The organism is Paraburkholderia fungorum, from assembly GCF_902833645.1.
GTDB lineage: Bacteria > Pseudomonadota > Gammaproteobacteria > Burkholderiales > Burkholderiaceae > Paraburkholderia > Paraburkholderia fungorum.
The window spans coordinates 515,137-533,259 of record NZ_CADFGE010000004.1; the positions used below are offsets into that span (position 1 = coordinate 515,137).

Consider the following 18,123-nt stretch of genomic DNA (forward strand, 5'->3'; position numbering starts at 1 on the left):
ATTTCCATGTCTGTCATTGAACTCACTATCAACGACCGGGCGATACGCGGCGAGGTCGCACCGCGCACGCATCTGGGCGATTTCCTGCGCGATAGCCAGAATCTGACCGGCACCCACCTGGGGTGCGAGCACGGAGTGTGCGGCGCGTGCACCGTCCTTATCGACGGCGAACCGGTGCGTTCCTGCATTACTTTCGCGGTTGCTTGCGACCACCAGAAGGTGCGTACGATCGAAGGGTTCGACGACGATGAACTGATGAAGCGCATCCGTCGATCTTTCTCGGTGCATCACGGCCTGCAGTGCGGCTACTGTACGCCGGGCATGCTCATTACGGCACGCGATATCGTGCGTCGTTTCCCCGACGCTGATGAGTCGCGCATTCGTCTCGAGTTGTCGGGAAATCTGTGCCGCTGTACCGGCTACATGGGCATCGTCAACGCGATCAAAGCGGTACTCGGCGACCTGAAAGACAATCCGATCGCTGACGCTCCCACCGTTCCCACGGCTCCAGTTCGACAGACGGCGGCGCAGGAAACCGGTGCATTCCAGACATTTGCAGCAGTGGCGGCTGTCCCGTCGATTGCCCCGGAACGCGCGCCGCAAGAGGCGAGCGCGGCATCGCCGGTTTCTGCTGCCCAGCCGGCGGGTGAGCGCAAAGGCTGGACGGCAATTGATGACAGTTTCGTCGTGCCATTTCCGCTTGAGCGGGTCTGGAGTTTTATGGGAGACCTTCCCTCCGTCACCGGTTGTCTGCCAGGGGCGGAACTGATCGAGCACGATGCCGAAAAAGTGAAAGGCAAGATCGCCATCAAATTTGGGCCGATGTCGGCGAATTTTGCCGGTGCTGCACGTCTTGAACGTGATGACACGGCGCATCGGGCCGTGATGCGTGGAGCGGGCCAGGACAACATCAGCCGCTCGAAAGCGAGTGGCGACGTGACTTACGCGTTGAGTGATGAAGCGAACGGGACGCAGACGCGAGTGGCGGTCACGCTCGAATACATGTTGCAAGGACCGCTCGCGCAATTTTCGCGTTCCGGGCTTGTTAAAGATTTTGTTCGACGGATGATTGCTGACTTCGGTATGCGAATTACCGCGCAGTTGGGCGGTGCGGACGCGCCGGACTCCGCAGCGTTGCAGTCCCGATTCAACGTCGGCAGTCTGGTGTGGAGTGTCCTGTGGGGCCGCATAAAACGGCTCTTTGGCAGAGGCGAATAAATGCTGTTACAGCGATAGCAGAAGACGGGGGCGTAGCGTGTCAAGCACGCCGTCTAGTGTTCTTATTGTCAGTATGCTGATTAAAAATGGGAGTTTTGTCGTGACTAAACGGATTCGGAAGATTGCCCTTGAAGAGCACTTTTCAACGCCTGGCTTCCAGGGCTACTCAAAAAGCTTCACCCAGCACATCGCGCCGGACGTGCTCGCCGATCTTGCGGCCCGGCTTGCGGATTTCGACGAGCAGCGGATCGTCGAGATGGACCGCGCCGGGATTGATTACACCATCTTGTCCCAAACCGGGCCGAGCGTGCAGGGTGAGACGGACTCGGCTCTGGCAGTTGCTCGCGCCAGGGAAAGCAATGATTTTCTGGCACGACAGATTGCGCGGCATCCGACGCGGTTTGGCGGGTTTGCCACGCTGCCGATGCACACACCTCATGGCGCCGTTGACGAGTTGACCCGCACGGTTCGGGAATTCGGTTTCAAGGGCGCGCTGGTGAATGGGCACACGCTGGGAACGTACTACGATGGCCGTGCTTACGACCCTTTCTGGGAACGGGTGCAGGAACTCGATGTTCCGCTGTATCTGCATCCTACCGATGCGCATGTGATGCCAAAGGTATTCGACGGCCATCCGGAATTGACGGGTGCCGCGTGGGGGTGGGGTGTTGAAACCGGCAGCCATGCATTGCGCCTTCTCTTCGGTGGCGTCTTCGACCGGTTCCCCAAACTGAAAGTCATTCTGGGCCACATGGGTGAGGGCTTGCCCTACCTGCGCTGGCGGTTCGATAGCCGTTTCGCTGTTTACTCGCACGGTATTCGTCTCGAGCGCGCGCCTTCCGAGTACATCGGAACAAACATCCTGATTACCACTTCCGGTGTCTGCTCGGCGCCATCCCTGCTGGGTGCAATCGGGGAAATGGGCCCGGAGGCCGTGATGTTTTCGGTGGACTACCCGTACGAGTCCACGGCGATTGCCGCCGATTTCATTGAGCAGGCACCCCTCGACGAGAAAGTCAGAAATCTCGTTTGCCACGGTAATGCCGAACGTATCTTCAAGCTGTGACGCCGGTTTTTTACCGCGAGCAGCGAAAACATCAGGTTAAATTTATCTAGAGGTAGCAATGACGAAGCAGTACCGAATTGGTCAGATTGTGCCGAGTTCGAATACGACGATGGAGACGGAGATTCCGGCGATGTTGCTCGCGCGCCAGACGATCCGTGCCGAGCGTTTCACGTTCCACTCCAGCCGTATGCGCATGAAGAAGGTGGTGAAGGAAGAGCTGGCCGCCATGGATGCGGAGTCGGACCGCTGTGCGCTGGAACTCAGCGACGCGCGTGTGGACGTGCTTGGCTATGCGTGTCTGGTTGCGATCATGGCGATGGGTCACGGTTATCACCGCGTGTCGCAGAAGCGGCTGCATGAACGTACGGTCGAGAATGGTGGGGCGGCACCGGTCATCACCAGCGCTGGCGCACTCGTTGATGCGCTAAAGGTGATCGGCGCAAAGCGTATTGTGGTGGTGGCTCCGTATATGAAGCCACTCACCGAACTGGTGGTCGACTACATCCGTAATGAAGGTTACGAGGTGCTCGATTACCGTGCCCTCGAAATTCCCGACAACCTCGAGGTGGGCCGCCACGACCCCGGTCTGCTGCCGGGCATCGTTTCCCAGATGGACACGACCCACGCCGATGCGATCGTGCTCTCGGCATGCGTGCAGATGCCCTCGCTGCCGGCCGTAGCCAAGGTCGAAGCGATGACGGGCAAACCTGTCATTACCGCTTCGATTGCGACGACCTACGCCATGCTCAAACAGCTCGGTCTGGAAGCAGTAGTGCCGGGTGCCGGCGCGTTGCTCTCTGGTGCCTACTGACGTGCTGACGCTTAACGACTCCGAGACCGGCATGAGCAAGACATCCACATTTCTCTACGGTGGCAACGTTTACGCGAACGGAATCCGCCAGCACTACCTGCGCTACGGCGGTGCGAGCGACGCACGCGCCGGTCGCGACCCCGTCATCATCGTGCCGGGCATCACCAGTCCGGCTGTGACGTGGGGTTTCGTCGGTGAGCACTTCGGCACGACGTTCGACACTTATGTGCTCGATGTCCGCGGCCGGGGTTTGTCTTCGGCATCGGACTCACTGGACTACAGCCTGGATGCGCAGGCTGCGGACCTGGTCGCGTTCGCTCAGGCGCTGGGGCTGACACGCTACAGCGTAGTGGGCCACTCGATGGGCGGTCGCATTGGTGCACGCGCCGCGCGCACGCAGCCACGCGGTCTTGCCCGACTGGTCATGCTCGATCCGCCCGTATCCGGACCGGGCCGTCGCCCGTATCCATCGCAGCTGCCCTGGTACGTCGATTCGATGCGCCTCGCGCGCGAAGGCACGGACGCCGAGGGAATGCGCGCGTTCTGTCCTAGCTGGACCGATGAGCAGCGCCAACTGCGCGCCGAGTGGCTGCACACGTGTGACGAACGCGCCGTGATCGCGAGCTTTGAGGGCTTCCATACCGACGACATGCATGGGGACCTGCCGCACATCGGCATACCCGTCCTGCTGATGACGGCTGGACGTGGCGACGTGGTCCGCCCCGAAGACATCGAAGAGATTCGTACGCTGATACCGCAACTCGAACACTCGCACGTGTCCGACGCCGGTCACATGATTCCGTGGGACGACGAGCCCGGTTTCTATCGTGCGTTCGGTGATTTTCTGGGCGCGCCTCTGCCGAGTCTGGCCACCGTTCGGGCTTGACATCCCTTTTCCAAGGAGAACTCGATGCCAGTTAGCGACTACCAGATGGTCGAAGCGTGGAAGCAGGTATTGACACTCTCGCGCCTTGAAGCGGGCCAGACTGTCACGATTCTGACGAGTGCGGCGACCCATCCGCAAACGCTCTCGACCGCGTTGATCGCGACGCAGTCGATGGGTGCGATCGTCAACCGCCTGGACCTGCCGCCGGTGAATGGCGAAAAGGCGCTGAGCCGCGACTCGCTTGCCTACCTGGGCACGACACCGCTCACGGGCAACCCTGCGGCGATAGCCGCGCTCAAGGCGAGCGACCTGGTCCTGGATCTGATGACGCTGCTGTTCTCGCCGGAGCAACTCGACATTCTGAAGACCGGCACCAGGATTCTGCTCGCGGTCGAGCCGCCTGAAGTGCTGACACGGCTAGTGCCAAGTCTGGCCGATCGCGAGCGGGTGCTGGCGGCTCAGGCCCACATCAACCGGTCCAAAGAGATGCACGTCGTGTCGGCCGCCGGAACGGACTTCCACTGTCCAATCGGCGAATTCGAGGCGATCGCGGAATACGGCTTCGTCGACAAGCCGGGCCGGTGGGACCACTGGCCCAGTGGCTTTGCACTGACATTTCCCAACGAAGGGCGAGCCTACGGGCGCATTGTGATCGACCGGGGCGACATCCTGCTGCCGCAAAAATGCTATGTGCAGGACCGGATCGAACTCACTGTCGAGAACGGCTTTGCCACCCGCATCGAGGGCGGCATGGACGCGGATCTGCTCAAGGAGTACATGGGCACCTTCAAGGACCCCGAGGCGTATGCCATCTCGCACATCGGTTGGGGGCTGCAGCCGCGCGCGCACTGGTCGACGTTGGGGCTGTATGACCGGGAGGCGACCATCGGTATGGACGCGCGCGCCTTCGAGGGCAACTTCCTGTTCTCGCTCGGACCGAACAACGAAGCGGGTGGCAAGCGCACAACTACCTGCCATATCGACATTCCGTTGCGCCGCTGCGACGTGTTCCTCGATGGTGAGGCGGTGGTGCGCAATGGCCAGGTACTGGATAAGTGAGGAATCGGCATGTCCAATGAACTCGATACATACCAGCGCCAGAGCTTCGGCTCGACGCTCGAACCGAAGGCGCCGGTGGGTCTGCTTATCGTTGATTTTGTCAACGGCTTTGCCGACCCCGAAGTGTTCGGCGGGGGCAACATCGCGCCAGCTATCGAGCGCACTGTTGCGTTGCTGGCGCATGCGCGCGAGCGCGGCTGGCCCGTCGCTCACACGCGCATCGTATTCGCCGACGACGATGCGGACGAAAACATCTTTACGCTGAAGGTGCCGGGTCTGCTCACACTGAAGGAGCACACGCACAACAGCGCCATCGTGTCGCAACTCACGCCGCGCGAGGGTGAACTGGTGGTGCGCAAGACGGTGCCGTCGGCGTTCTTCGGCACATCACTGGCTGCGTGGCTCACACAGCGCGGTGTACAGACCCTGGTGGTCGCCGGTGCGGTGACGAGCGGCTGCGTGCGCTCGAGCGTGGTGGACGCGATGCAGTACGGTTTCCGTCCGTTCGTGCTCTCAGATTGCGTGGGCGACCGTGCCATCGCTCCGCACGAGGCCAACCTCTTTGATATGGCACAGAAGTATGCCGCTGTCATGACCCGGGACGAAGCACTCAGCGTCCTCGGAAATCTGTAGCCGGGCCGAAGCGGAAGGGCGCGTCAGATAAGGCGCGCCCGGCGCCGATCGCTAACGCTTTTCGAATCGAAACGTGCATCGATGCTGGTCTGGCTATGCCAGATCACCTTTCAATAATTATGTATAACTAAATATATATTCGGAGAAAACCGTGCAGCCAGGAGTGGGAATGGAAATCTCGACGTCGGAGCCGTCGCGGCATGCTGTCACGCGTCGCGAATTTACGCTTATTATCGCGTCCTCATTTGGGGCGTTACTCGAATGGTATGACTTCTATATCTACGCCGCCCTGGCGGGAACCTTCAGTACGCTCTTCTTTCCCAGTGGAAATGAGACTACGGCCTTTCTGGCCAGTCTCGCTACATTCGGTGCGGGCTTCCTCGTGCGGCCGCTCGGCGCGCTGTTCTTTGGCCGGCTCGGCGACCGGATCGGTCGCAAATATACTTTCATGGCAACCATTGTCCTGATGGGTGTCGCTACGGTGGGTGTGGGACTGCTTCCTTCGTTCGCAAGGATCGGGATGTTGGCGCCGGTGTTGCTCGTGTGCCTGCGGCTGTTGCAGGGTTTTGCGCTGGGCGGCGAAACGGGTGGGGCGGCTACCTATCTGGCCGAACATTCCCCAGCCAGGCGTCGGGGTTTGTATACCAGTTCGCTGCAAACGACTGCCACACTGGGTTTGCTGGCATCCATCGCAGTTGTCAGCGCGAGCCGGTCCGCCATGGACAGCGCATCGTTTCAGGAGTGGGGCTGGCGGGTGCCGTTCCTGGTTTCGCTCGCGCTACTGGTGATCTCCGTTTACCTTCGGACGAAGTTGGCCGAGTCGCCGACATTCCAGAGCATGAAGCACGCGGGAAAACTGTCGAAATCTCCGATCAGCGAGAGCTTCGGCAACTGGGAAAATCTCAAGTACGTGCTCATCATGCTGTTCAGTACTGCTTCCGGCGTCGGCGTCGTGTTTGGGACTGGCCACTTCTATTCGATGTATTTCCTGCAGAACACGCTGAAGGTAGCGCCCAACACGGTGAATCTCTATCTGGCTATTGCCTTGGTGTGCGTTTTTCCGTTCTACCTGATCTTCGGCTGGCTCTCTGACCGCATTGGGCGTAAGTGGATCATGATGACAGCCTGCCTGCTGCTCGCCGCAACGACGCAGCCAATCTTTCACGCGTTGACCCACTACGCGAATCCGAAGCTGGAGGCGTTCCAGAAAAGCTCGCCGGTCATCGTTCACGCAGATGACTGCCACTTTTCGCTGTTTGCCTCACCGAAAACGGATTGCGACCGCATTCGTTCGTTCCTGAGTGCATCAGGCGTTTCATACCAGCAGATGCCATTGCAACCAGGGCAGTCGGCGGATACCACTATTGGCAACGTCACCGTGCACAGCGGCGACCGGCACGAGCTGGAGAATGCGCTGCTGGCCGCTGGGTGGGTGCAACATGCGGACCCGGCGCAGATCAATGCGCCCATGGTCATCTTCCTTATGTGGCTGCTGATTGTGTATCTCGCGATGGTCTACGGTCCGATGGCGGCGTTCATGGTTGAACTGTTCCCCGCACGAATCCGCTACACCTCGCTGTCACTTCCGTTCCATCTAGGGTCCGGCTGGTTCGGCGGGATGTTGCCCTTCGTTGTTTCGGCCATGGCGGTAGCGAACGGCAACGTCTACTTCGGCTTGTGGTATCCGATTGTGATTGCGGTGCTCTCTCTGATAGTCGGTGTGCTTTTCGTTCCTGAAACGTTTCGCCGGGACGTTTCCCAGTAGTCCATATTTCCCTACATAGAGAAGATTTCTGCAGCTCATTTGGGCGACGGAGCTCTTCATACAATCTTGCATATAAGGTTTGGCGATGAGAACTTCATGGGCCGTTGCTGCAACGGCGTGTACTCTTGCGGCCGCCGTTCCGGCGCGCGCGCAATCTTCCGTGCAACTCTGGGGTGCGCTCGATGCGGGGATCACCATGGTCACCAATCAGAAGGGCGGTCATAACTACGCGATGGATAACGGCATCGCGATGCCGAACCTATGGGGCCTGCGCGGCACAGAAGATCTCGGTGGCGGTAACAAGGCAATATTTGAATTGATCGACCAGTTCAATCTCGGTACCGGCGCAATTTTTCCGACGAACGGCGGCGGACTTTTTGGCCGTAACGCTTACGTGGGTCTGTCGAACGATCAGTACGGGAAACTGACTTTTGGCGAACAGTACGACTTCATGATCGACTCGTTGCTGCGCTTTGACAATTCGATCTACATCGCGGGACAGTACGGTTTTCGGGAGGGACCATTTTCGGGCCTTGGCATTCCGGGAAATTCCTCAGGGAACGCGAATTTCGACCGCATGTCGGGCACCGCTATTTCCAACTCGGTGAAATACACGACGCCGACGTACTATGGATTCTCAGCCGGCATGCTTTACAGCTTTGGCGGTGTGCCTGGTGCGATCGCGCAGAACGACGGTAAGAGCTTCGGCGCTAACTATGCCAACGGGCCTTTTTCCGCTGGTGTGGCGTATACGTACCAACGGTATGCGCAGCTTGCGAACGGCATGGCCGGGATACGAAATTTCGGGGCCGGCGCCGAATATAAGTTCGGCCTGGCCACGCTTAACGTCCTGTACACGAACACAAAAAACACGGCTAACAACGCAACCATCAACGTGTATCAGATCGGTGCACGCTACCAGATTACGCCGGCACTTTCGGTTGGTGGAGACTACGAATTGATGAAAGGCAATGCCGTGCTTGCCAGCGACAAAGCTAACCAGTTCTCAGTGGGCGTTCGATATGCATTGTCCACGCGCACGGTACTTTACACAGAAGCCGTGTATCAGAAGGTGAGCGGTGACAACGACCCGAAGGCGTGGATCATGGCGGTGTCGAGTGCGTCGAGCAACGACAGGCAACTGTTGACGCGAGTCGGGATATTGCATCGGTTTTGAGAGCGGAAAATATGGCGTCCCGGGACGCCATATTTTCAGTCGAAGTGTTTGAGTAATGTGCGGCCATACTGGTTGTTGCCTTCGACCAGTTGCATCATCATCCGGATGAATTCAATGCGCTCCTTGGCATCCAGAGGAGCCAGAAATCGGACCTGAGCTTCGCGCATGCTCTCATACATCTCATTCATGACGCGCCGCCCCTTGCTGCTGATGTTGGCGATTTTCTGGCGTCCATCAGCGGGACTAGGCTCACGCTTGACGAGTCCCCGCTCTTCCAGGCGCCGGAGAACGTCGGCCATCGTCGTGCGGTCGACGCCGACTTCAGCGCAGAGTGAGGTCTGGTCGAGCCCAGGGCGCTCGCTCAGCGTTGTGAGCAAGCCGTACTGAACCGGCGTAATCGCGAAGTCTTTGCAGCTTTCAAAGAACAGTGCGACGTGGATCTGATTGAGGCGCCGGATCAGGAAGCCCGGACGCTGCCAGAGGTGACCGGTCTCAATCGTCGAATCCGCGACGGCAGTCTTTTTCTCCGTAACTGTGCCCATATTCATCCTTTTCAAAGAGTCCTGTCATTCAGGACAAGTGTAACTGCTGTCTGGCGGTGACAGTCGGTGGCGCTTGCGTTAGGGCAGGTGCGCGTAGTGTGCGCCTGGGTGGCAGACACGCCGTCTGCAGTCCTTGACGGGACGGCCTGGGAGAACTCCTGTTGCATTCGTTTTTTTTTCGGGATAAAAACCTATTTGTCAGTACGCTGATGATTCTACCGCCAGGTTGGCAGGCCGTTGCTAGCGGCTGAGATTCCCTTGATTTTAAGAGTCAACGTAAGAGAAGCGTCACGCAGGCATTTCGACCCGGGGATTCGTTGGTGGGCTAGTTCCATACCCAATTAATCAGTGTGCTGATAAAAAGGGTTGGCAGTTTTGCCGGGCGTCAACTTTCATGTGTTTGGAGGCAACGAATGAGTACTACCCCTGTACGATCGAATGAGGCTGCCTTGGGCGGGCAGTCAATGTCCTGGCGCGACATCAAGACGCTAGGGCTCGCTTCCCTCGGCGGCGCACTCGAATACTACGACTTCATCGTCGCCGTATTCTTCACGAAGCTGCTCGCTACCGTGTTCTTTCCGCCGCACACACCGGAATGGCTTGCCCAACTCGAGGTGTTCTGCATTTTCGCGGCGGGTTACCTCGTTCGTCCGATCGGGGGTATCTTCTTCGCCCACTTTGGCGACCGGATCGGCCGCAAGAAAATGTTTGCACTCAGCCTGTTCCTGATGGCGTTTCCCACGCTCCTGATCGGCCTGCTGCCCAGCTATGCGATGTTCGGCATGGCCGCGCCACTGCTGTTTCTGCTGTGCCGCGTCCTTCAGGGTCTCTCCGTTGGGGGAGAGGTCCCGGGCGCCTGGATTTTCTGCTCGGAACACGTGCGCCGTGACCGCGTGGGTCTCGCGTGCGGCCTGCTGATGTCGGGTCTTTGCACGGGCATCCTGCTCGGTGCGTTGAGCGCCAAATATCTGATGGGCAATCTCGATGCGGAGAGCCTGAGGAGTTGGGGGTGGCGCATGCCGTTCATCGCGGGCGGCGTCTTTGGGCTGATCTCCGTCTACCTGCGTCGCTACCTGCACGAAACGCCCGTCTTCGAAGCGCTGCGCGCCAAACGTGCCGCTGACTCGCGTTTGCCGCTGTCGGTCGTGCTCAAACATCACCGTGGTGCGATCGTCGTATCGCTGCTGGCCACATGGGTCTTCTCCGGCATCTTCGTGCTGTATTTCCTGTACACACCGACCTTCCTGCAGTCGCAGTTCCACTATGAAGCGAAAGCGGTATTCACCAACAACTCGTGGTCGATCCTGGGACTGATCATAGGCAGCACGGTCGCAGGTTGGGTCGCGGACAGGATTGGCGGCGGCAAGGCGTACGCGCTGGGCAGCATCGCAATGCTCGTTGTGACAGGCGCTTTCTACTTCGCGCTCACTTCCGGCAGTAGCGCGGTCTGGCCGCTCTATATCGCCGGCGGCTTCCTGATCGGCACCATTACGCTCGGCCCGTACATTATTGTGAAAAGCTTCCCGCCCGAGGTTCGCTTCACGGGTTTTGCGCTGTCGTACAACACCGCCTACGCGATCTTCGGCGGCACCGCGCCGGCAGTCGCCTCGTACATGGTGGGTCGGCAGGGCATCCTCATGGCGCCTGCCTGGTATATCGCCGCGCTCTGCGTGCTCGGCGTCATCATCGGACTCACCTGGCGTGCCCCAGTCCACGCCGACGTTGTCGCTTCGTATTGAGGTAGTGGCGGCATCGAGCGGTTGCGTTGCCGGTTCGATGCCTGAATGACGCGCCGTCTTTACCGCATCCCGGGGATTTCCACACAAGGCTTGATCATGGACAGTGTCGACCTTGACGTGTTGAAAAGCAGTGCGCCAGGGTCGTACCAACAGCATCGGCGCGAACTTGAGCACGCAAAGCGCCGGGGGGAGGGGGCGTGCCTGAGAGTCCGCCAAACGCCCGTCGCATTTCTGCCATCCTGGTGGGCTCGGTAGCGGCTGCGAAATGCTGCCTGACCGGCGCCGGGATAGTGGGAGTCAAATCGCTTGCATGATCGATCCTGCAAAACAAAGATCGAACTGACTCCGGAAAACGAAAAAACCCGCGGAGCCTTGTGCTGTCGCGGGTTTCTGTACTTCTCTGGAATATTCTTTGGTGCCCAGGGCCGGAATCGAACCGGCACGCCTTGCGGCGGGGGATTTTGAGTCCCCTGCGTCTACCAATTTCACCACCTGGGCAGGTCTTGCAGCGCACGCGTCAGACTTTGGCGCGCGGCGAAGACGCAGATTATGGCCGAAAATTCGACGGCGAGCAAGCCGCCCGCCTTCTTCGCTTGCCCGGCCGTCAAACCGTGCGTGAAAACCGTTCGAGCGCCTGCTGGCCGAGGTAGCGGTCGAACACCATCGCGATGTTGCGCACGAGCATGCGTCCGGCCATCTGCACTTCGAGCTTGTGGCCGCTCACCGACACCAGCCCGTCCTGCTCGAAGCCGCGCAGGCGCTCCAGCTCCGGCTCGAACGTATCGGCGAAGCGGATGCCGTACGCAGCTTCGAATTCATCGAAACGCAACTCCAGATTGCACATCAATTGCGTGATCACGTCGCGCCGCAGACGGTCGTCCGCTGTGAGGCGCACTCCGCGTGTGATTGCGAGCTTGCCGGCATCGATTGCCGCGGCGTAGCCCGGTAGATCTTTGACGTTCTGCGCGTAGACGTCGCCGACTTTGCCGATCGACGACGCGCCGAAGCCAATCAGATCGCATTCCGCGCGCGTGCTATACCCTTGGAAATTCCGATGCAACGTACGCTGCGCTTGCGCGCGTGCGAGTTCGTCCATGGGCAGCGCGAAATGATCCATGCCGATGTAGACATAGCCCGCGCCCGTCAGCCGCTCGACCACCCGTTGCAGGATCGCAAGCCGCACGGCCGGGGAGGGCAGCGTGGCGGGATCCATCTGCCGTTGCATCTTGAAGAGCTGCGGCATGTGCGCGTACGCGAACACCGAAAGACGGTCGGGCGCGAGCTCAATCATTGTGTCGAGCGTGCGACTGAAGCTGTCGACCGTTTGATGCGGCAGCCCGTAAATCAGATCGACGCCGATCGAGTGGAAGCCCGTGGCACGCGCGGCTTGCATCACTGATACGGTCATATCGAGCGGCTGAATGCGATTGATCGCTCGCTGCACCACCGGATCGAAATCCTGTACGCCGAGACTGAGCCGGTTAAAGCCTAGCGTGCGCAAATGCGCAATGGTCCCGGGCGACGCTTCGCGCGGGTCGACTTCGATCGAATACTCGCCCTCGCTATCGGCGAGCAGGCTGAAATGCTCGCGTGCCGCGGCCATCAGCTCCGCCATTTCATCGTGCGACAGGAAGGTGGGTGTTCCACCGCCCCAGTGCAATTGCGACACGGGGCGCCGCGTGTCGAAACACGCCGCCTGCAGTGCCATTTCCCGCTTCAGACGGTCGACGTAAGGACGCGCGTGCGCGCGGTTTTTCGTGGCGACCTTGTTGCAGCCGCAGTAGAAGCACACGGTGTCGCAAAAGGGGATGTGAAAGTACAGCGAGAGATCGGTGGCCGATGCCCCTGGGTCCGCGGCGGCACGTAAATAGTCGGCAGGATCGAACTCGTCGCGGAACTGGAGGGCGGTTGGATAGGACGTATACCGTGGACCATTCGCGTTGTACTTGGCGAGCAGGTCGGGGCGGAATAGCAGGTTGGCGGTGGTCATGGGGCGCTCGGGTTGGACAGCCACCGTTGAAGAGGCACGAGCCGGCGGGGTTCTCGGCACCGGATCGAGCAGCACAAACGCCTCTTGAGCGTGGCCTTTCGTATCCATCGAGTTTACGTGGGCGGTCCTCGGCCGAATTGTGTAAAAAGGTCGCACGCGACGCGATGGCACAATGCGGGTCTGGCGCTGCGTTGCATGTTGTGTTGCGTGTTTTTGAGTTCAGGAAGAATGTCGTGAGTGATGTGTCGAGCCGCGCTCTGAAGCGCGAGTCCCCGTTCAACGTGACCGGTCACGCGTGCCGCCCCGATTGCGGCGCGTGCTGTATCGCACCGTCGATTTCAAGCCCGATCCCGGGCATGCCGGATGGCAAACCGGCGGGCGTGCGCTGCGTGCAACTTGGTGACGATCTGCGTTGCGCGATCTTCGGTCAACCGGAGCGGCCGGCGTGTTGCTCCGGTTTGCAACCGCAGATGGACATGTGCGGCGCGAGCCGTCATGAAGCACTCGCGTGGCTCGCCCAACTGGAAACACAAACTCAGCCGGCGGTGCGCCGTTAGCGCCTGAACGAGATTCCGCCATGCCGTCCGTTCCATCCGTTCGGACAGGTACGCATCAACCGAAGCGCATGCACGAAAAGGCTTCCACAGGAGATTTCGCATGACTCAACCCGCTGCGCCGACCCGGCGCCGCTTCCTGCTCGCAGCGCTGACAGGCTGTAGCGCGCTTGGCCTCACTGTGTCGCTGGCGGCGTGCGCGACGCCGATCTTTCCGTTCATCCCCTCGCATTACACGTTCTCGCAGCAACAGGTGCAGGACGCGGTGCAGCGCAAATTCCCGTATCAGCGCACGGTTTCGCAGGTGTTCGAGGTCGCGCTGACCAATCCGGTGGTCGGCTTCCTGCCGGACGCGAACCGTGTTTCGGTGAAGCTCGACGCACGGCTCGTGAGCCCGTTCATGCAGCAACCGGTCGATGGTGTATTCACGCTGTCGAGCGAACTGGCCTACGACGCGGCCAGCAAATCCGTCGTGCTGAAGTCGCCGAACGTCGACAACGTCAGCGTGAGCGGGCAGGCGCAGGCTTACACGCAGCAGATCAACGCGGCGGCGGCCGTACTCGCCACGCAGTTGCTGACCAATTACCCGATCTACACGTTCAAGCCCGAACAGTTGCAATTTGCCGGGGTGAACTACGAACCCGGTACAATCACGATCCTTACAAACGGCATACGCGTGCAAATCGTCGAGAAATGACGTCGCGCGCGGCCGGCAGGGTCGCGCGGGTGCCGTGCGGGCCCTGTTCGTTCCGACTATCTACAGCGATGAGGGTCACGGATGGACTGGCTAATGGCTTGCAAGGCGCTGATTCTGGGCGTCGTCGAGGGGTTGACGGAATTTTTGCCGGTGTCGAGCACGGGCCATCTGATCGTCGCGGGTAGTCTGCTCAATTTCACGGATGACCACGCGAAAACCTTCGATGTCGTGATCCAGCTCGGCGCCATTCTGGCCGTGTGCTGGGAGTTTCGCCGCCGCATCGGCAGTGTGGTGGCCGGTTTGCCCAGCCGGCCCGACGCCAGGCGCTTCACGCTGAACGTGATCATCGCGACGATTCCGGCGGTCGTGCTCGGCTTGCTGTTTGAGAAGAGCATCAAGGCTGCGCTGTTTTCGCCGGTGCCGGTCGCGTTCGCGCTGGTGGCGGGCGGCGTGGTGATCCTCTGGGCGGAAGCGCGCCAGCGCGCGCGAGGCCAAACAGCGGCGCGCGTTCAGCACGTCGACGATTTGAGCCCGCTCGATGCGTTGAAAGTCGGCCTCGCCCAATGTTTTGCGTTGATTCCGGGCATGTCGCGTTCGGGGTCGACGATCATCGGCGGAATGCTGTTTGGTCTCGAACGGCGCGTCGCCACCGAGTTTTCCTTCTTCCTCGCGATTCCGATCATCTTCGGCGCGACGGCTTACGAACTCTATAAAGACTGGCATCTGCTGTCCGTCGACGCCTTGGGCAGTTTCGCGCTGGGCTTCGTGGCGGCCTTTATCAGCGCCTTCGCCTGCGTGCGCTGGCTGCTGCGCTATATCTCCGCGCACGACTTCACCGTGTTCGCGTGGTACCGGATCGGCTTTGGCCTGCTGATCCTGCTGGTCGGCTACAGCGGTGCATTGAGCTGGGCGGATTGAGTTTTCAGCCGTTTTTGGAAGCATGAAAAAAGGTCCGCGTTCACGGACCTTTTTCTTTTTGCAGGCGGGGTATCGCGCGTGTTTTTACGCCGTGGCGCGCTTCCTGAACACCAGATCCCACACGCCATGTCCTAGCCGCAGCCCGCGGCGTTCGAACTTTGTCACCGGACGATATTCAGGACGCGGGGCATAGCCATCGGCGGTGTTTTCCAGCGCCGGATCGGCGCCCAGTACTTCGAGCATCTGCTCGGCGTAGTTTTGCCAGTCGGTTGCGCAATGCAGATAGGCACCCGGCTTCAGACGGGAAACCAGCAGCGCGACGAACTTCGGCTGGATCAGCCGGCGCTTATGGTGGCGCGCCTTGTGCCAGGGGTCCGGAAAGAAGATGTGAACGCCGTCGAGGCTGTCCGGGGCAATCATCTGTTCGAGCACTTCGACCGCATCGTGCTGAATGATGCGGATGTTCGACAATGACTGCTCGCCCATCAACTTCAGCAGCGCGCCGACGCCCGGCTCGTGCACTTCGACACCGAGAAAGTCGTCGCCGGGACGGTGCGAGGCGATTTCCGCCGTGGTCGCGCCCATTCCGAAGCCGATTTCTAGCACGCGCGGCGCTGCGCGGCCGAACACGTTATTCCAGTCGGGTTGTTGTGGGGTGAAGGGCACGACGAAACGCGGGCCGAGTTCATCCATCGCGCGGCGCTGGCCGGTCGAGACGCGGCCCGCACGCGTGACAAAGCTGCGGATGCGGCGCCGGTGCAGGGCTTCTTCTGACGGGGCGCCGGTATCGACCGGTTGGCCTTCGATTGCGGAGGAAGGCGGCGGGAGTTGGTCCGGCAGGCCGGCGTCGTTTGGATCGTGGATCATGGTCGATGCTGCTACAAGGGTGAGGGCATGGCGGCTTGCGTGGCCCGTTGCGAGGTGCCGTTGCGCTGGCGCGGGACGGGGCGCAGTTCGCTCGAATCGCTATGCGTTGCCGCTGTCACTACAAAAAAGCCGCCTTCATGGGAGGCGGCTCGTGCTGATTTCTGCTGAAGGCTCAGCAGGAAGGTGGAGCGGGCGTTGCAAGTGCGCGTAAGGTAGCACACCCGAAAAGGGTGCGTCCAGAAGGTGACCGGCTTGACCGGGCCTGAAGCCAGAGTCGAGATTACGTTTTCATAACCATGATTACAATTCGTATGTTTTAATCGAGTTGTAAGCCATCCCTTGTAACGGTTATCGAAACGAAAATTCATTATGGGTAAATACGCACACAACCATCGTCAGACGAAACCCGCCAAAATCGGTTGGACCGCGGTCGATCCAACCGCCGTTCCGACCACTTCCCGGAATGCGCTTCGCAAAGCCATGGCCATTGAAGGCGTGCCGCTCACGCAATTCAACGATTTACTGTGGATCATGGCGCAGGAGTCCGGCGGCGCAGTAGGCATGCGCAACGGCAAGTTGGCCACGCGCGGCATGTATCAATTGCTGCCGTCGCAATGTGAATTGAATCCGAATGGCGAAAAATCATTCGGCAATGCAGTCGAGGAATGTCAGGGTGGGATTCGCTATATTCTCGGCCGGTATCACACTGCGGCATCAGCGCGGCTGGTGTGGGAAGCAAACCACTGGTGCTGAATGGCGTGCGGGTTCATCGCAGCGATGTGCGATTTCCTGAAATGATAGAGCGGGAGTAGGTGGCCAACACGGCAGACGCAGATTCCTTCGCGAAGCCGCCCGGTCAATCGCCAGGCTGGCTGAAGGGATCTGGAGCGGGCGATGGGAATCGAACCCACGGCTCTAGCTTGGGAAGCTAGGGTATTACCATTATACGACGCCCGCAGAGCCCGCTATTTTACAGGGGTTTCAGCGTTTTGGGGAGGCGGGTTCGTGTGAGGTGGCGTGAAAAGTGTATGCACTTCGGAAATTCTTGCTGGCATTGCCAGTACGGCTGGTCACGAAAGTCTCGGATCGACCAGTTGCAGCCGTTCGAGCGACCGCTTGGGGCAATCTATGGCCAATCGTAAGGAAGGGGGTGGCCGTACAGACGGAAGTGTGAATAGTCACTGACTGGCGCGCGGGCGCTCGTCGGCCAAGAAGGGCGGTTCGCCCCCTTTCCTATGGACTGACATATGCGGACTTCCTGCACGTGCCGGACATTCGGCAAATGCGCGCGCATCTTATCTCATCGACGTCCCACAGCTTCGAGCCGAGTAACACTCTTCTTGCCGGAGTCTTTTTCACTGGCCTGAAGTTGATCAATCGTTGCTGACTGAATAGCCATCGTTATAGGCCTCAAGTTAATCGAATTGGTGCCGATACATCTTTTTGGGGGCGCTATCGATTACGGCGTTCCGTACCAACATCGCCGTTTTTTCCAAGTAAGTGAGAGCACGGATGTTTGACTTGTCCCAAGAAATGGCAGACAGCGTCTTTGGTCTGTCGAACATAGCGCTTACGATTGGCGCCGCACTCGTGCTGCTCGGTACGGCCGGAGCGTTTTGGAGTGGCGGCATTCGAGACAGATACTCCGACGAACGAATAACCAGCAATGAAGCAAAAACAGCGCAAGCTGTCGCGCAGGCTGCACAGGCAAACCAACGAGCAGAAGAAGAAAAGCTCGCACGTGTCAAGATAGAAGAGCGATTGGCACCGCGATCGTTAACGGGTGCCCAAGAGACCAACCTTCAAAACCAACTAAGCAAATTCGCAGGCACATCGCTAGACATTCTAATTTATGGCGGCGGAAGCGAGGACGCGCTTCCGTTTGCCGGCATGATTGCGACAACCTTGAACGCGGCGGGTTGGAAGGTACGTGTCTGGAACACCATTTCTCCTGGGAGATGGTATCGCGGTGTAGGGTTGAGCACGAGTAGTGGGAGTGATCAAAGCGCTGAAAATGCCGCCAACGAATTGGTGGGTTCGCTGGCCAGGGAGGGGATTGGCGTCGGTCGGCTTGACCAGTTTGTGACCGGCGAGTTGCCCGACAACGTAAATGGTCCCCCGTGGGACGCTAACAACGTCGCACCGATTCGAATGGTGATCGGCAGCAAGCCCTGACAAGCAAAGACATCTGTCCGAGCGGC

Annotated in this window: 17 protein-coding genes and 2 tRNA genes; 14 read left to right on the forward strand and 5 right to left on the reverse strand. The window is 59.7% G+C overall.

Annotated features, from left to right (window positions below):
- The 8 genes from HWX91_RS16825 (at position 1) to HWX91_RS16860 (ending at position 8,615) form a co-directional block, all read left to right on the forward strand.
- A complete protein-coding gene (locus HWX91_RS16825) occupies positions 1 to 1,218 on the forward strand; it encodes a xanthine dehydrogenase family Fe-S subunit (protein WP_028197856.1) in 1,218 nt (405 codons plus the stop codon).
- 73 nt (positions 1,219 to 1,291) lie between these two features.
- On the forward strand, positions 1,292 to 2,284 hold the full coding sequence (locus HWX91_RS16830; protein WP_042275686.1) for an amidohydrolase family protein: 993 nt from the start codon (positions 1,292 to 1,294) through the stop codon (positions 2,282 to 2,284).
- A 58-nt stretch (positions 2,285 to 2,342) separates the two neighbouring features.
- The gene (locus HWX91_RS16835; protein ID WP_028197854.1) at positions 2,343 to 3,095 is read left to right on the forward strand and encodes a maleate cis-trans isomerase family protein; all 753 of its coding nucleotides are present in this window, start codon (positions 2,343 to 2,345) and stop codon (positions 3,093 to 3,095) included.
- A 31-nt stretch (positions 3,096 to 3,126) separates the two neighbouring features.
- Positions 3,127 to 3,981, forward strand: coding sequence for an alpha/beta fold hydrolase (locus HWX91_RS16840; RefSeq protein ID WP_028197853.1), 855 nt, complete (start codon positions 3,127 to 3,129; stop codon positions 3,979 to 3,981).
- Between the two features lie 24 nt (positions 3,982 to 4,005).
- On the forward strand, positions 4,006 to 5,040 hold the full coding sequence (locus tag HWX91_RS16845; RefSeq protein ID WP_028197852.1) for a 2,5-dihydroxypyridine 5,6-dioxygenase NicX family protein: 1,035 nt from the start codon (positions 4,006 to 4,008) through the stop codon (positions 5,038 to 5,040).
- Between the two features lie 9 nt (positions 5,041 to 5,049).
- A complete protein-coding gene (locus HWX91_RS16850) occupies positions 5,050 to 5,673 on the forward strand; it encodes an N-carbamoylsarcosine amidohydrolase (RefSeq protein WP_028197851.1) in 624 nt (207 codons plus the stop codon).
- Between the two features lie 169 nt (positions 5,674 to 5,842).
- A complete protein-coding gene (locus HWX91_RS16855) occupies positions 5,843 to 7,438 on the forward strand; it encodes an MFS transporter (RefSeq protein WP_028197850.1) in 1,596 nt (531 codons plus the stop codon).
- An 85-nt stretch (positions 7,439 to 7,523) separates the two neighbouring features.
- Positions 7,524 to 8,615, forward strand: a complete 1,092-nt coding sequence (locus HWX91_RS16860; protein ID WP_028197849.1) for a porin — start codon at positions 7,524 to 7,526, stop codon at positions 8,613 to 8,615.
- A gap of 35 nt (positions 8,616 to 8,650) precedes the next feature.
- Here HWX91_RS16860 and HWX91_RS16865 read toward each other — a convergent pair whose 3' ends face one another.
- Positions 8,651 to 9,157, reverse strand: a complete 507-nt coding sequence (locus HWX91_RS16865) for a MarR family winged helix-turn-helix transcriptional regulator (protein ID WP_042275726.1) — start codon at positions 9,155 to 9,157, stop codon at positions 8,651 to 8,653.
- A gap of 413 nt (positions 9,158 to 9,570) precedes the next feature.
- On the opposite strand from HWX91_RS16865, the gene HWX91_RS16870 reads away from it, so the two are divergent.
- Positions 9,571 to 10,896, forward strand: coding sequence for an MFS transporter (locus HWX91_RS16870; RefSeq protein WP_028197847.1), 1,326 nt, complete (start codon positions 9,571 to 9,573; stop codon positions 10,894 to 10,896).
- A 413-nt stretch (positions 10,897 to 11,309) separates the two neighbouring features.
- Here HWX91_RS16870 and HWX91_RS16875 read toward each other — a convergent pair.
- Positions 11,310 to 11,394: transfer RNA gene (locus HWX91_RS16875), tRNA-Leu, on the reverse strand.
- 106 nt (positions 11,395 to 11,500) lie between these two features.
- Entirely contained in the window at positions 11,501 to 12,886 is a 1,386-nt protein-coding gene (gene hemN, locus HWX91_RS16880; RefSeq protein ID WP_028197846.1) for an oxygen-independent coproporphyrinogen III oxidase, read from the reverse strand.
- Positions 12,887 to 13,119: 233 nt separating this feature from the next.
- On the opposite strand from hemN, the gene HWX91_RS16885 reads away from it, so the two are divergent.
- From HWX91_RS16885 to HWX91_RS16895, 3 genes are all read left to right on the forward strand, one after another.
- Positions 13,120 to 13,443 (forward strand): YkgJ family cysteine cluster protein, encoded by a 324-nt coding sequence (locus tag HWX91_RS16885; protein WP_081833159.1) that lies wholly within the window; start codon positions 13,120 to 13,122, stop codon positions 13,441 to 13,443.
- Positions 13,444 to 13,543: 100 nt separating this feature from the next.
- The gene (locus tag HWX91_RS16890) at positions 13,544 to 14,137 is read left to right on the forward strand and encodes a DUF1439 domain-containing protein (RefSeq protein ID WP_028197844.1); all 594 of its coding nucleotides are present in this window, start codon (positions 13,544 to 13,546) and stop codon (positions 14,135 to 14,137) included.
- Positions 14,138 to 14,218: 81 nt separating this feature from the next.
- Positions 14,219 to 15,055, forward strand: coding sequence for an undecaprenyl-diphosphate phosphatase (locus HWX91_RS16895; protein WP_028197843.1), 837 nt, complete (start codon positions 14,219 to 14,221; stop codon positions 15,053 to 15,055).
- Positions 15,056 to 15,139: 84 nt separating this feature from the next.
- On the opposite strand, the gene trmB is transcribed toward HWX91_RS16895, so the two are convergent.
- The gene (gene trmB / locus HWX91_RS16900) at positions 15,140 to 15,922 is read right to left on the reverse strand and encodes a tRNA (guanosine(46)-N7)-methyltransferase TrmB (RefSeq protein WP_028197842.1); all 783 of its coding nucleotides are present in this window, start codon (positions 15,920 to 15,922) and stop codon (positions 15,140 to 15,142) included.
- Positions 15,923 to 16,291: 369 nt separating this feature from the next.
- Between trmB and HWX91_RS16905 the strand changes: the two genes are divergently transcribed.
- On the forward strand, positions 16,292 to 16,675 hold the full coding sequence (locus HWX91_RS16905) for an aggregation-promoting factor C-terminal-like domain-containing protein (RefSeq protein WP_028197841.1): 384 nt from the start codon (positions 16,292 to 16,294) through the stop codon (positions 16,673 to 16,675).
- Positions 16,676 to 16,805: 130 nt separating this feature from the next.
- Here the strand turns inward: HWX91_RS16905 and HWX91_RS16910 are convergent.
- Positions 16,806 to 16,879: transfer RNA gene (locus HWX91_RS16910), tRNA-Gly, on the reverse strand.
- Between the two features lie 555 nt (positions 16,880 to 17,434).
- Here HWX91_RS16910 and HWX91_RS16915 point away from each other — a divergent pair.
- Positions 17,435 to 18,097 carry a hypothetical protein gene (locus HWX91_RS16915; RefSeq protein ID WP_028197840.1) on the forward strand — a complete coding sequence of 221 codons (663 nt, stop codon included), beginning with the start codon at positions 17,435 to 17,437 and terminating at the stop codon, positions 18,095 to 18,097.
- The last annotated feature ends 26 nt before the right edge of the window (positions 18,098 to 18,123 follow it).